Origin of the sequence: Phocoenobacter uteri, assembly GCF_900454895.1 — a bacterium.
Classification (GTDB): domain Bacteria; phylum Pseudomonadota; class Gammaproteobacteria; order Enterobacterales; family Pasteurellaceae; genus Phocoenobacter; species Phocoenobacter uteri.
Genome location: NZ_UGTA01000001.1, coordinates 373,891 through 388,307, shown reverse-complemented (window position 1 = coordinate 388,307; position 14,417 = coordinate 373,891). Strand labels below are relative to the sequence as shown.

General features: G+C 34.8%; 14 protein-coding genes. 6 read left to right on the top strand and 8 right to left on the bottom strand.

The annotated features are described in order from the left end of the window. Nucleotides 1-58: 58 nt before the first annotated feature. The 7 genes from cas6 to mdh form a co-directional block, all read right to left on the bottom strand. Nucleotides 59-973 (bottom strand): CRISPR system precrRNA processing endoribonuclease RAMP protein Cas6, encoded by a 915-nt coding sequence (cas6, locus tag DYE60_RS01755; RefSeq protein ID WP_115314919.1) that lies wholly within the window; start codon nucleotides 971-973, stop codon nucleotides 59-61. Beyond that, nucleotides 973-2,547 carry an RAMP superfamily CRISPR-associated protein gene (locus DYE60_RS01750; RefSeq protein ID WP_115314917.1) on the bottom strand — a complete coding sequence of 525 codons (1,575 nt, stop codon included), beginning with the start codon at nucleotides 2,545-2,547 and terminating at the stop codon, nucleotides 973-975. The genes cas6 and DYE60_RS01750 overlap by 1 nt, the downstream gene beginning before the upstream one ends. Further along, complete coding sequence (gene csm4 / locus DYE60_RS01745) at nucleotides 2,547-3,488, bottom strand: type III-A CRISPR-associated RAMP protein Csm4 (protein WP_115314915.1); 942 nt, start codon at nucleotides 3,486-3,488, stop codon at nucleotides 2,547-2,549. The genes DYE60_RS01750 and csm4 overlap by 1 nt, the downstream gene beginning before the upstream one ends. Before the next feature lie 9 nt (nucleotides 3,489-3,497). Beyond that, complete coding sequence (gene csm3, locus DYE60_RS01740) at nucleotides 3,498-4,190, bottom strand: type III-A CRISPR-associated RAMP protein Csm3 (RefSeq protein ID WP_115314914.1); 693 nt, start codon at nucleotides 4,188-4,190, stop codon at nucleotides 3,498-3,500. 10 nt (nucleotides 4,191-4,200) lie between these two features. Then, a complete protein-coding gene (gene csm2 / locus DYE60_RS01735; protein WP_245942668.1) occupies nucleotides 4,201-4,593 on the bottom strand; it encodes a type III-A CRISPR-associated protein Csm2 in 393 nt (130 codons plus the stop codon). Nucleotides 4,594-4,602: 9 nt separating this feature from the next. Then, nucleotides 4,603-7,197: a type III-A CRISPR-associated protein Cas10/Csm1 gene (gene cas10 / locus DYE60_RS01730; RefSeq protein WP_245942667.1), complete on the bottom strand. Its 2,595-nt coding sequence runs from the start codon at nucleotides 7,195-7,197 to the stop codon at nucleotides 4,603-4,605. A 207-nt stretch (nucleotides 7,198-7,404) separates the two neighbouring features. Continuing rightward, nucleotides 7,405-8,349 carry a malate dehydrogenase gene (gene mdh / locus DYE60_RS01725; RefSeq protein WP_115314910.1) on the bottom strand — a complete coding sequence of 315 codons (945 nt, stop codon included), beginning with the start codon at nucleotides 8,347-8,349 and terminating at the stop codon, nucleotides 7,405-7,407. A gap of 204 nt (nucleotides 8,350-8,553) precedes the next feature. On the opposite strand from mdh, the gene argR reads away from it, so the two are divergent. The 4 genes from argR to DYE60_RS01705 all read left to right on the top strand — a co-directional run bounded on the left by argR (nucleotide 8,554) and on the right by DYE60_RS01705 (nucleotide 12,442). After that, the gene (gene argR, locus DYE60_RS01720) at nucleotides 8,554-9,018 is read left to right on the top strand and encodes a transcriptional regulator ArgR (RefSeq protein WP_115314908.1); all 465 of its coding nucleotides are present in this window, start codon (nucleotides 8,554-8,556) and stop codon (nucleotides 9,016-9,018) included. After that, a complete protein-coding gene (locus tag DYE60_RS01715; RefSeq protein WP_115314906.1) occupies nucleotides 9,018-9,908 on the top strand; it encodes a TIGR01777 family oxidoreductase in 891 nt (296 codons plus the stop codon). The genes argR and DYE60_RS01715 overlap by 1 nt, the downstream gene beginning before the upstream one ends. Before the next feature lie 366 nt (nucleotides 9,909-10,274). Further along, nucleotides 10,275-12,194: a DNA topoisomerase IV subunit B gene (parE, locus tag DYE60_RS01710; protein ID WP_115314905.1), complete on the top strand. Its 1,920-nt coding sequence runs from the start codon at nucleotides 10,275-10,277 to the stop codon at nucleotides 12,192-12,194. An 11-nt stretch (nucleotides 12,195-12,205) separates the two neighbouring features. Further along, a complete protein-coding gene (locus DYE60_RS01705) occupies nucleotides 12,206-12,442 on the top strand; it encodes a YceK/YidQ family lipoprotein (protein ID WP_115314904.1) in 237 nt (78 codons plus the stop codon). A gap of 17 nt (nucleotides 12,443-12,459) precedes the next feature. Here the strand turns inward: DYE60_RS01705 and DYE60_RS01700 are convergent, their stop codons facing one another. Next, on the bottom strand, nucleotides 12,460-13,080 hold the full coding sequence (locus DYE60_RS01700; RefSeq protein ID WP_115314903.1) for a histidine phosphatase family protein: 621 nt from the start codon (nucleotides 13,078-13,080) through the stop codon (nucleotides 12,460-12,462). A gap of 58 nt (nucleotides 13,081-13,138) precedes the next feature. Between DYE60_RS01700 and DYE60_RS01695 the strand changes: the two genes are divergently transcribed. Together DYE60_RS01695 and DYE60_RS01690 are read left to right on the top strand one after the other, a co-directional pair. Continuing rightward, entirely contained in the window at nucleotides 13,139-13,765 is a 627-nt protein-coding gene (locus tag DYE60_RS01695; protein WP_115314902.1) for a TIGR01621 family pseudouridine synthase, read from the top strand. Nucleotides 13,766-13,819: 54 nt separating this feature from the next. Beyond that, nucleotides 13,820-14,404 carry a PIN domain-containing protein gene (locus DYE60_RS01690; RefSeq protein ID WP_115314901.1) on the top strand — a complete coding sequence of 195 codons (585 nt, stop codon included), beginning with the start codon at nucleotides 13,820-13,822 and terminating at the stop codon, nucleotides 14,402-14,404. Nucleotides 14,405-14,417: the final 13 nt, after the last annotated feature.

Here is a 14,417-nt window from a genome sequence, read left to right as displayed (position 1 = left end):
TTCCTTAAAACAAATACTCAAGCGGTTATTTTAATGAAAGAATTTACCTTTTTTATTTCTACAAATTTGTAATTTCATACTTTCCTAGTCCAAACGTTGCATTCTTACCACAATGTAGCCACTGCCCCCAATAAAGTAATTTTTGCCAATCTTCTGGAACATTGTTTAACTGCCACTGCCCAACAACGCCTCCTAATGCCATTTTTTGATTCTGACGTGAAGAATAACGTCGCCAATCTAACCATTTTAAGTTTTTGTGATCATTGATAGCGGTTAAATTTTCTTTTAATTTTACAAAATCAAGATCAAGTGGCACTGCGTGAAACTCACTTAATAATGAAATGCGTTTTGCTAAAGTTAATAAAAAACGTTCTAAGGTAATATTTTGGGCATTCAGCGGTGTACCATTTGCTTGTAAGCGAAGTGGTGTGGTAATCGTTAATGTTATTGAGTTTGATTGAGGTGCTTTTATTTGTATTTCAGTTGAATGATCAAGCAATTTTCCATCAACATAAATAGAATAAAAGTCTTTATTTTGCTGATGCAAAATATCAACTAATTCGCCTTTTCCTTTCGCAACGGAATATTGAAATGCACGTTGAAACGCAAAAGCAATCAGAGGAAGCTGATCAATCAATTTTCCAAATAATACTAATTCAAAACTCAGTATTTCACCCACTCGATAGATTTTCTCGCCCCATTGCGGTGGTTCAATAATATAACCATTTGGTACTTGGCTAAATTTTTGAATTTGATGTTCCTTTGGTGGCGTTTCAAAAATATTCGTATAAGGACAAGTTTGATAAAGCGGACAAGCCTTACAATTATCCTGTTTTGTCATACAAGCTATTTTGCGTAACGCCCGCCCGAATACCCCTCGTAATGTTGAACCTGCATAATCAGGTAAGCAAATAGGCTCAGTTACCTGAAAAATAAAACGATAACGAGCCAGTTGAATTGTATTTAATTGCATTATAAGCCTTTTAGTTGATTAAGTAGCTGTTTAAATTCTTTCGCTTTGCCTTTTAATTTGCCCGCACCTTTACTTAAATCTAAACCGCCTACTTTTCGATTAAAGACACTTTGTCTGTCTGTATGATCAAAAATAGCAAGTAAGAAATCTTTATCAGACTGTTCCCAGTTTTCTGAAATAGCTTGCTTAACAAGTGCTTGTGCTTCAACAAAAATTTGAGAATTATCCGTATAATTTTTCACTTCATATTGTGGATCTTCCCAAGCCTGTAATTTTTGCTCAATTAGTCTTTGATTTTCAGAAAGACTTGCTAATCTTTCTTGCTCTTCTTTCAAGGCTTGCTGTTCTTCGGCTAATTTTTGTTGTCGCTCTTGTTCAATCAGTTTTATTCGCTCTTGGGCTTGTTTTTGATTTTGGTAAATTTCATCTAAATTTACACCGCTTACTTTATTTTGGTTACACCATTCTTTAAGTGCATTATTATCAGATTGTGGATCTACTTCTAATAATGCCCAACCAAAAGGGAGTAAGTTATTTTCTTGATTTTGACGCTCGCCTGATAACCATACTGTTGTCGCTCTATCTTTAAAAATCGGTTTTTTCCCTTTACCTTGCATAATTTTAATGCTTGCAACATTATCACCTTGATAAATTTTACTATCTGCTCCATTTTTCCCTAAACGAATAAGACAAGCATTTTCATTATTTACTAAATTGAAAACTGACGCTAACCACGTTCTATCAATCAGTCCTCGCTCCAATAATAATTTCATTTCCTTTACAAAAATAGAAAAATTATAGTTACGCAGTAACTCAAAATAATGGTTAATCGGAAATACCTTTTCATCTTGCCATAATGTTACATTACTCTTAAACGCTCGATACTGTGCTGGCAAAATACATTCCCGTCTTAATGGAATTCCTCGACCTTGCCCTCCTTTATTATTTGGTACTTTTTTAAAATTTAAGGCGTAATAAACTTTGGTATTCACATTATTTTCAGGTAAAAAATCACCAAATTTTACACCTTTAAATTTACTCGTTTTAAAATCGCCCGCGTAAAATGTAAAAATCTTTTTACTATCCCTACCATTAACCTTAGGATTTCCTTGTTTTTTATGGCAATCATCTAAATACGCAGTAACTAATGCCCCCTTAAAACCACTTCCTGTAACATAAGGCTGATTTTGATAAGGTAAATAAGCGGTGCGTTCTATGGATAATTTTGCAATAACATTATTACCATCACTTTCCCTATTTACTACTCTACCTATTTTATTCTTCCAATCTTGTTCTATTCCAACGGCAGCACTCGAAAAATAATTTGCACAACCAACAACTGATTTTGCATTTTGTTGAAAAAATTTTTGAATAGAAAGTAAATCTGATTTATTTGCATAACTCAATAATTGCTGAATTTGACTATCAGATAATTCAAGCTTACTCGGCTCAAAATGATATAACACGCCCTCATCAATCACATAATTTGTCGGTTCAAAATCTTCGCCACAGCCGATATGAATAGGTGTTAAAGGGGTTAAATAAACTTGATGCGTTTTCATAAATTCTTTCATTATTCACCGTCCTTAAAATCTATATGTAACGCGATAATAGGTGCATAACCTTGATGTACTGCTTTATCATTTGAATAAGAAATACCTGTCAAACCATTGCCTATAAATAATTTTTCTTCAAAATTAAACGGCGTAAAAATCGCCCCTATTTTGGCAAGAATAATCGGTTTTTTAAACGGTTGTCCGCTCAATGCGTCCATATCTCCGTGACGTCCAAAACGTGTTTCAACTTGATAAAAACTTCTTTGTGAATCTAGCTCATTATTCACAGGCGAGCAATTTGCTAAGGTTAAATAACAATTTGCATTTTTTTGTGATAATTGCACCGCTTGTATGCTTTCATCAATAATTGCAAATTTACCAAGCCCCACACTTGCATCACGTCCATAACCAAATTTACCGATATTTGTTAGTACTTTTTTAAGATCTTCTATACAAAAACGTTCTTCATCTAATACTACATAAAGATCAAGTTTTGTTTCTTTACCGTACCAAATTTGGCTTTGTGAATAAGGGGCAAAACGTTGATCATCTGTGGTACTTGTTGCTCGGTTAATGCTGTTATGGGGTTGTGTGCTGCTCTCTACTTTAAAAGTATCAATTTCACTTTCAGCAACGGCTTTCTGTTGCCAAAGTGTTGTTGGCTCTTCAATAGATTTTATATCTAGCCACTTTTTCTTTTTCAGTTTTTTACGATCTTTTTCATCGCCTTCTTGCCATAAATTTGACGGAATTGTCGGCAATGGAATATAACCACTTGGCATTGCATGTGAAACCACAAGAAAAGGCTGATTTTCAGTATAACCTTGTAATAAGGTTTCCAAACGTACATTACCAAACTGATGGCGAATACCCCAACAGACTTGTCCGAATAGCGTATCGCCGACCAGAGGCGTACCAAAAGCCGTTAATGTTTCAATCGTTATACGATAAGTTTTCATTACCACTCCTTATGCAAAAGGATTGATTGCAGTTAAATCTTTTTCGATACCATCTACTGTTAATTTTTCAAATTTAACTTTACCATAGCCACGAGAACCACTTCCGCCAAGGCTATCAAGTTCTAATAAACGTAAACCTTTTAAAATAAGATTTAACAACTCATCACTATCACCTTCAAACTTACGCATTGTTAATTTAAAATCAAACATAGCCCCTGCTGGAACTCGCTCTGTTTGACGAGGGTTATCTGCTGTTGCCGTAATACGGTTAATGGTATTCTCGCTTTTTGCTTCTGTTAAAAGCTGGTTATCATCACGAATTTTATTTTCCCAATCTGAATTTAAAGCACAATCCCAAAATGCAAGACGAGAAACACCAATTTCTTGTAGTTTTTCTTTATCATTTTTACTGTCGGAACTCACACCAAAAAGCTGTAAAATCTGTTTTACATTTTTGTCATTATCTTTTAGGTTTTTTAATGATAACGGTGCTTCTTGAACTTCACCACTACGCCATTCTAACAAACTGCGAATTTTACCTTTTAAGCTAGAACCAGGAATATAAGGCGAGCCTGTAATCGGATTTTTAATCACTGAATTATCAATTCCACCAATGTGCATTTCACTATCACCTGCACCAATGTGTAGCCCAGTTTCTAATTTTAATGTTGCGGTAATTTCTACGATATTTTCTAGTTTCATAATCTGCTCCTTAATTTCTAACTTCTTCTAATTTACAAAATCCCATCACAGCTTCCATAAATAATTTGGCATATTTTAATGTTTCTGCACTATTAACCTGATCGATACAACGATTAAATATCTCACTAAAATTTCTATCAATATGTTTACGTCCCTCCGCATAAGCAACTTTAGCTTTTAACATTTTGATAAAAACTTCCTGTTTTTTATATTCTCCCTCTCTATCTTCACGATTTAGTTGCACCTTCTCGTTCCACATCGCTAATTCATCATAAAATTTACGAATTTGAGTTTGTTTATTTGCATTCTTATTTGATTTAATCTTTTGTGCCGCTTGCTCAGCAATACCAGCAAAAAGTTCACTTGGCTTATTTTCACCAAATTTGATCATACTAATATCCATAATTTCTCCTTAACGTCTTTTATAAAAATAATTAAATAGTGGAATTTGAAAACATTGCCCATATTTTTCAATACCGTTATTACCTAACGAACAGGTAATATATTTTAGTGCTTGTTCTTTCTCTTCTTTCTTCAACTTATCAATCACATAACGTGCTGTTTTGTAATAAAAATGGCTTCGCCACATTGTAGCGGTTAAATTTTTATCAATTTTTGCAAGTTCTGCTTGTTTTGATAAATTAATGAGTGAATATAAATAAGAAGTTGAAATATTATAATCCTTCGCTAACCTTTCAATTTCCTCTTCAAGTTTAATCAGATTTTCCCACGCATTCCAAGAAATAGAAGAATCAAAAATTGTTACCGCATTTTTTCCCTCTTCTGCTTTTGATTTTTCAAGGGTTTCTTCGGCTAATTCACCTAAACGTGGCACAGGATACCCCACTTTCGTCATCACCATTCCCGCAGAAAAATGAATTTCTTCATTATCCGCCACATATTTTTTAAACTGCTTTTGCATTTCAAATACGACTTCTTGTGTGCTATGCCAAGAACCAATCAAGAAGAAATCATCTCCCCCTGCAAATACCGTATAAATATTTGCCTTATTCTCATTACAGTAAGCAGGCAACCATAAACTAAAAAACTGATTCATCTGACGAGACAATGTCGTCATTTTGGCAAAAGTCGCATTTTCTAACCCTTTTTGGAAAATCAATCCTAAATTATCAACATCACCTTTTAGTGTCATCAATGCAGGCTGACCAATATATTGCTCCATTTGAGAGTCAAAAATACGATCTTCACAAGCTAAATAATCAAATGTTTTTACATTACCTTTTACAATTACTTCATCTACATTTGGATATTTTCCTAACTCTTTTTCTGATTTTTCAATACCATTAAAGGTCATCACATATCCATTGATATAACGACGAGCATAGCCATTCCAAACGGAGGTTTTCAAATCTTTTGGTAAAGAAAAATCCCAAAAACGATGAATATCAAATTTTCCAAATTTACCCGAATGCTCTTCATCAGAAGTAAAAATAACCTTATAACCAAAAATACTTAGTTTTAAACTCTGTGTTCGCATATCATCTGTAATTTCGGTGTCTGAATCACAAATAATTAAGCGGTCTTTTTCCACTAAAAATTTACCGATATTGATTTGATCTTGAGAAATTAAAGCTCGTTTATTTGTCTCACTTTCAGCGGGGAAATATTGATTTAATTCACAGCAACCATAAGGATAATTAACATTTTGTACATTTTTCTCCAACTGAGTTAAGTCAAAACGTTGTAATTTTACTGTTTCCAATTGCTCAAATAATTTTTTCTGTAATTGAGAAAAATTACCGATGAGAAAATCATTACAGCTTGCTTCTTGTGTTGCAATACCAAGTCCCGCCAATCCAAATGTATTATCAATAAACCATTGATTGATTTCTTGTTTAACTTCATCTAATGCCTGATGAACTTGCTCTGTATTTGGTGCAACAATAAGGAATTTCCCTGCTGCATTTAAAATTTGGCTTGTACTTGGTAATGCTAATTTCTGCAATACTTTTAATGCGGCCAATTCTGTAAACAATGAAACTTGGAATGATCGCCCTCTTAATAACTTCGCCGCCTGTTTATTACTTTCACTTCCTCCTGAAAAAATAAAATCTTGAATACCAAAAAAATCACCTTGAATAAGTAAAAATTTATTCTTATTCCAGCTCTTATCTCGATTTTTTAATTCAGTAATCTGTGTTTCATCAACAAGATTATTATCATTATGCCAACGCCAAAGAGCCGTTGCTAATGCTGCGGTTGCTTTACTATGGTCATAAAGAGATACTTCCGGTTTTACCCCAAATGCTGTTGCCGAAGGAATACAACTTGCAAAACACTGGTAAGCCGTATCAAAATGATCTAACCATAAATCCCATTGCTTTTTGTGTGAACTAGGAATTTTTTCTAACCCTTTGCAAAATTCATTCCATAATGCTAAATATTCAGCCTGAGCTTGCTCATCCTCTTTTGGCGTAACCTCAATATCAATTGGAAAAATACTTTCTGGTGATAATGGTTTTAAAGGGTAAACTTTTTTCAAATCCCTATGCGTTTCAACTTTTCTATCTGAATTAAGACTAATTTGTTCAAATAAGCTTAACAAACGTGCCTGATAGTGATTTTTTCCACTATCTGCTCGATTATATTTTTCAAATGTATCTCTTTCAAAACCTGATGCCACACGATCCGCTGTTGCAATAATCCACTGTAAAAAAGAATCTGGCTTGTGATGTGCTGCTGCAGCATTAATGATTGAATCGGTAATTTCAATGCCTTTTTGATCACCACGAGAAATAAATGGAAGGGTATTTTGACTAATTAAATCAGGTAATAAATGCTCTATCTGATCAATAGCGAACCCTGTGTAAGCTGAATGAATATGTGAATGGTATTGTCCTTCTTGATTAAATGGACAATATAATGTTTTATGTGAATTGAGCTGATCTTTGGAAATCGGTAATTTCCCTCTTTCTGCTAATTTTCCTAAATCATGAATCATAGCAGCAAATGCAACTCGACAAGATGCTGAAATTAATGTTGTCATAGCTATCCTCTCATTGATACGAACAGCTATACTACATACTACTTGAAAGACAGAAAATCAATAATACAAATTTGTATTTTTGATGTAGTTCTCAATTTTGACTAATTACTTAATTTACAAAACAAAAGCGGTCAAATTTTTATCACTTTTTACAAAATCGTGAAAAAATTTGACCGCTTAAATAAGTTAAAACTTATTGGCTAACAATTAAGCCATAAATTCTTCACCAATTTTAATATCTTTGTTTAATGTGTCTAACATTGATTGCAATGCTTGTTGTTCAAAATCACTTAATTTTCCGATTGGAAGTAATTCTTCAACCCCATTACGACCTAAAATGATAGGTTGTGAGAAGAAACGTGCATATTCACCCTCACCTTCAACATACGCATATTCAAGTGTATTTTTGCCAGATAATCCATCAATAATAGAAAGGGCAAAACGTGCTGCTGCTTGTGCCATTGAAAGGGTTGCTGATCCGCCACCTGCTTTTGCTTCAACCACTTCTGTTCCTGCGTTTTGAATACGTTTAGTTAATGCAATAACTTCTTCTTCTGTGAATGTGATTTTTTCTTCAAGTGACGTTGCTTGTGAAAGTAATGGTAAAATAGTCACACCAGAGTGTCCGCCAATTACAGGCACTTTAACGGTATCCACTTCTTTATTTTTTAATTCAGCAATAAATGTTTCTGAGCGTACAACGTCTAATTCAGTCACACCAAATAATTTTTTCTTGTCATAAACGCCTGCTTTTTTGAATACTTCAGCAGCAATCGCAACAGTCGTATTAACAGGATTTGTAATAATTCCCACACAGGCTGTTGGGCAAGTTTTCGCTACGTGTTCAGCAAGGTTACGAATAATACCAGCATTGATATTAAATAGATCTGAACGATCCATACCTGGTTTACGTGCCACACCCGCAGAAATTAACACGACATTTGCGTCTTTTAACGCTTCTGTTGGATCTTCTCCTGCATATCCTTTTACTTTTACTGCTGTTGGGATATGGCTGATATCCACTGCCACACCTGGGGTTACAGGTGCAATATCATATAATGCTAATTCTGAACCTTCTGGTAATTGTAATTTCAATAACAATGCTAACGCTTGACCAATTCCGCCTGCTGCACCTAATACTGTTACTTTCATAATAAAGTCCTCTTGTTTGTAAAATTAAATGATAAACTAGGTACAGTCTAAGAAAAACTCAATCTAAATTCAAATAGCAAAGTTAAATTTTGTGATTTCTCGCAAATTTTTTAATAAAAAAAAGAGATTTTATTGATTTAGATACATAAAACCCCCATAATTATTCACCAAATATGAGTTTCTATAACAAGAAGGAATTGCACTGTGGATAAAAATCTTGCTCTGTCTGAAGCATTCAAATCGTTATTACGAGAAGAAAAATTTAGTTCACAAAGTGAAATTGTAAGTGCTTTACAAGAATTGGGATTTGAACATATCAACCAATCCAAAGTTTCACGCATGCTTTCTAAATTTGGGGCTGTACGCACTCGCAATACGAAAATGGAAATGGTCTATCAACTTCCTCCTGAACTTGGCGTACCAACAACATCAAGCCCATTAAAGCACCTTGTCATTGATATTGATCATAATGATATGTTAGTTGTAATAAGAACAACGCCAGGAGGAGCTCAAATTATTGCAATGCTACTTGATACTATCGGAAAATCTGAAGGTATTTTAGGAACAATTGCAGGTGATGATACTATTTTTGTGACACCAACTCGCAAAGTCTCTATCAAAACTTTATTGAATAATATCGCCACACTGTTTGATACAAAATCAGAATAATGAATATTTTCATTACCGGCGGTACAGGTTTTATCGGCTCTGCCCTGACTTCACAATTATTAGCACAAGGGCATTCAGTTACTGTTCTCACAAGACAGCATATAAGCGGTCAATTTCCACTGACTTTTTGCAAAAATCTCTCAGAAATAAAAAACTTTAATGAATTTGATGCAGTTATTAACCTTTCTGGCGAGCCTATTTTTGATAAAGCGTGGACACCAAAACAAAAGCAAATTTTAACCAATAGTCGTGTAGATCTTACCAATCATTTAGTTAAACTAATTGATAATAGTGATAATCCTCCCAGTGTATTTATTTCAAGTTCTGCGATAGGTTTTTATGGTGATGTCTCAAATTCACACATCGCCGATGAAAATTCGCCTTGTGGCAACGGTTTTCTTTCACAACTTTGTCAACAATGGGAAGGTTCCGCTTTACAGATGAAAAATCCCAAAACAAGGGTTTGTATCATTCGTACAGGATTAGTACTTTCTCAACAAGGTGGAATGTTAAAACGCATATTACCCCTTTATAAATTAGGACTAGGGGGAAAAATTGGCAATGGCGAGCAGCATTGGGCTTGGATTAGCCTAGATGATCATCTGCAAGCAATACAATTTTTATTGAAAAATCCTCATTCTTCGGGAATATTTAATCTCGTTGCACCAAAAAACGTGACACAAAAACAGTTCAATCAGGATTTAGCAACCTCGCTTAAACGTCCAGCTTTTTGCTCTGTTCCTAAATGGCTGATTAACATTATTTTGAGAGCACGCTCACAATTACTTTTAGATAATCAACTTATTTACCCAAAAAAATTGTTAGATCTGGGATTTGAATTCCGTTATAGCTGCCTAAAAAACTATCTAAAACAACACTTAAAGAAATAGTTTTACACAGGCTGAAAAAGTCAAGTTTTTTTATTGAATTTTTTTCAACTTTTTTTATTAAAAAGTCTAGAAATTTTTTAACTTATTGATTTGTAAGGATAAGTTATTTTACAACCAATCACCCCACGAACTCTCTAAACCCTTATTATATCAGGGATAAAGCAACTTTTTTAAAACTATTCCACAAAGTTATCCACAGCTTTTGTGGATAGAAAAATTTACTGTATATCTATTCAAAGGATAAAATAATTTCTATACATTTTTAGTAAAATTTCATCAATATCAACTAATCGTTGTGACTTTTGTTGCAATTCGTTAAAATCACACCTTATTTTTTATCATACCCAAATCAGAGAAAATTTATTTATGGCAGAAAAACGTTACGATGCAGATGAGATAACCGTTCTTAAAGATCTTGAACCTGTGCAACTTCGTCCTGGAATGTATACCGACACAACTCGTCCTAACCATTTAGGACAAGAAGTCATTGATAATAGTGTCGATGAAGCATTAGCAGGATTTGCAACTAGGATTGATGTCATTTTGCATAAAGACAATTCGTTGGAAGTCATTGATGATGGGCGTGGTATGCCCGTCGATATTCACTCATCTGAAAAAATTTCAGGAGTTGAATTGATTTTAACCAAATTACACGCAGGCGGTAAGTTTTCTAATAAAAACTATACCTTCTCAGGTGGTTTGCATGGTGTAGGGATATCAGTGGTCAATGCCCTTTCAGAGCGTGTTGAAGTCACAATCAAGCGTGATGGCAAAGTGCATACTATTGCTTTCTCAAACGGTGCAAAAGTCGAAGATCTACAAGTAATTAAAAAATGTTTAAAACGTGAAACAGGAACGACTGTTCGTTTTTATCCAAATCCTAAATATTTCGACTCAGCCAAGTTTTCTGTGAGCCGTTTACGCCATTTATTGCGTGCCAAAGCGGTGCTTTGCCCTAAATTAACCGTCAATTTTACGGATCATATTAATGATATTCAAGAAACTTGGTATTATGAAGATGGCTTATCAGACTACCTAAAAGACGCACTTAACGAATATGATACCTTACCAGAAGTGCCTTTTACAGGGGATATTGTAGAAGAAACAGATGCATTAAGCTGGGCATTGAGCTGGTTACCTGAAAATGGCGAATTAGTGGCTGAGAGCTATGTAAACTTAATTCCAACCTTACAGGGCGGAACACACGTTAATGGCTTACGACAAGGCTTATTAAATGCAATGGTGGAATTCTGTGATTTCCGAAATCTATTACCTCGTGGTGTGAAATTGACTGCTGATGACGTATGGAATCGTTGTAGTTATGTGCTTTCTCTAAAAATGCAAGATCCACAATTTGCGGGGCAAACCAAAGAGCGTCTATCTTCTCGCCAAGCAGCAAGTTATGTGTCAAATATTGTTAAAGATGCATTTAGTTTATGGTTGAATCAAAATGTACAGGCAGGGCAACAAATCGCTGAATTAGCGATCAGTTCCGCCCAACGTCGTTTACGTGCTTCTAAAAAAGTGGTGCGTAAAAAATTAGTCAGTGGTCCAGCTCTACCTGGAAAACTTGCCGATTGTACCGCACAGGATTTAAGTCGTACTGAACTTTTCCTTGTGGAAGGGGATTCTGCGGGAGGTTCGGCAAAACAGGCTCGTGATAAAGAATTCCAAGCGATTTTACCGTTGCGAGGTAAAATTTTGAATACGTGGGAAGTTTCACCTGATCAAGTACTTGCTTCAAGTGAAGTCCACGATATTGCGGTTGCTTTGGGAATCGATCCTGACAGTGATGATTTAACGCAATTACGCTACGGTAAAGTGTGTATTCTTGCCGATGCGGATTCGGATGGTTTACATATCGCTACCCTACTTTGTGCGTTATTCTTACGTCATTTTCCAAAATTGGTTAAACAAGGGCACGTTTATGTTGCAATGCCACCGCTTTATCGTATTGATATCGGTAAAAATGAAGTGCATTATGCCTTAGATGAGGCGGAGAAAGAGGCTATTTTAACTCGCCTTGCGAATAAACGTGGCAAGCCAAACGTACAACGCTTTAAAGGATTGGGTGAGATGAACCCAAGCCAGTTGCGTGAAACCACGATGGATCCAAGTACTCGCCGTTTAGTGCAACTTACTTTTGATGAAAATGCACAAGAAAGTGAAATGGTCGCTGAGCCGAACACCTTTGAGATAATGGATATGTTATTAGCGAAGAAACGTTCTGAAGATCGCAAAAAATGGTTGCAAGATCGTGGTAATGAAGCAGAATTAGCGGTGTAATTTTTATTTTAATGACAAAATTCATCAAAAAAATTATTTTTGCAATTTTTCTCTTAAATCTGACCGCTTATGGCACCGTGGTCAGCATTACGCAAAATAATTTATCCCCCTATTCAGGTACAAAAAACGATCTTGAACTATTACAACAAGGTAGCCTATTTTCTATTTTGGCTACCATTGATTTACCTCTTAGCATCGTTTTTGATACTCTACTTTTGCCCGTTTCTTTTTCTCAGTCAAACGAATAAATTAAATACTCAGACCACTAAATTGCTTGATTAAATACCACTAACTCAGCTTTTTTCCCCGTAACTTCAATAATATTAACTGACGTGTTATCCACAAATTGGTGCAACTCTGTATTTCTAAATTCATACCAAGGCAAACCTTTGATAATCGCCGTTAATAACGTTAATGTCATACCGTGAGCCACGATCAAAATATTTACCTCTTGCTCTGCTTGATGAAGCTCAACAATATCATTAAAAGCTCGCATAACCCTCTCTTTAAAATCAATCATTTGCTCGCCTTGACTTTCAGTTGCGGTGTAAAATTTAGGTTGCGATCTTAATAATTGGTATTCTTGATTTTCTTGTAAATCGTCTGATTTAACCCCTTCCCATAAACCAAATCCAAATTCATTTAATCCTTTATGATGAAAATGCGGAATTTTTCGCTCACCAATAATATGCTGTGCTGTTTGATGAGTACGAGTTAACATACTGGAATAACAAGCTTTAAAAGGAATATGAGCCAGCACTTGTCCCACTTTCTTGGCATCATCAATGCCCTCTTGAGCAAGCTCAATATCAGTCGAACCTTGAATACGTCTTTCTAAATTCCACTGAGTTTTACCGTGTCTGATTAAATAAATTTTTAATGCCATTTTTCTATTCCTTGTTACAATACGTCATAAATTTCTTTTATAAGTATAACAAAAAACAATGACAACATTTACAATCTGCTATCAAAACGATGATTTTATTATTATCAATAAACCTGCTGGAATCAGTGTTCATAAAGATGATGAAGAAACTGGTTTAACGACTCAACTCGCTCAACAACTCGGCTTAGAGCAAGTTTGGCTGGTACATCGCCTTGATAAAGTAACCTCTGGGCTATTGATTTTGGCATTGAAGCGTGAAGTAGCGGTCATTTTTTCACAACTTTTTGCAAATCATCAAATTCAAAAAACCTATTGGGCATTAGCCACTGAAAAACCGAAAAAGAAACAGGGAAAAATTATTGGCGATATGGAGCGTTCCCGAAATGGTGCTTGGAAATTGACGCATAGCAAACAAAATCCTGCGATTACCCAATTTCGTTCAGTGTCTATTGAACCTAAACTACGCCATTTTATTCTGCAACCTAAGACAGGTAAAACACATCAACTCCGTGTTGCAATGAAAAGTTTAGGTAGCCCCATTTTAGGAGATCGACTGTACGGTGGTGAAAAAGCTGATCGAGTGTATCTACACGCTTACCAACTTGATTTTGAATATCAAGGTAACCCTATCAGTGTAAATTGCTTGCCAGAAGCAGGAGAGCTTTGGGAGAAATTGCTTGATTAAAAAACAAGGGCTATAATCTTAATATCATTAAATACGAAGATAATAGAGGTAACTATGATTTGGAGCTTTATTGATTATGAAAATATCGGCACATTAGAAAGCGTGGATTTATCTATTTATCAGAAAATTTTTATTTTTTGTGGCCCGCGTAATCCTAATATCAAGTTGGGCGATCAAGTTATCAATGAGTTTATTGACCTCAAAATCATCAAACTGAATACTAGTGGCCCAAATAACCTTGATTTTCATCTTGCTTACTATCTTGGGCAACTCTCGCAAAATACACCGTTAGATATTGAGTTTCATATTATTACCAAAGATAACGGTTTTAATGGTCTAATTGAGCATATCAAACATTTCGGACGAAAATGTCAAAGAATAACCTTTCAATCTAAAACAAATACTGAAAACCTTCCTACTATACAATTAAGCGATAATGCCGAGAAAGTTCGTCAAAAACTTACTGAAATAAGAGAAAGAAATCGCCCTACGAAAAAAACAGCATTGATAAATTGGATTACTAATCAGTGTCGTGCCATCGCTACAAATATTAACGCTAAGAAAATAATTGATGAGTTAGAAAAGAGTAATAAGATTAAAATAGAAAATGATAAAATAACTTATCAACTTAAATCTTAAAGTATAAAGCAAA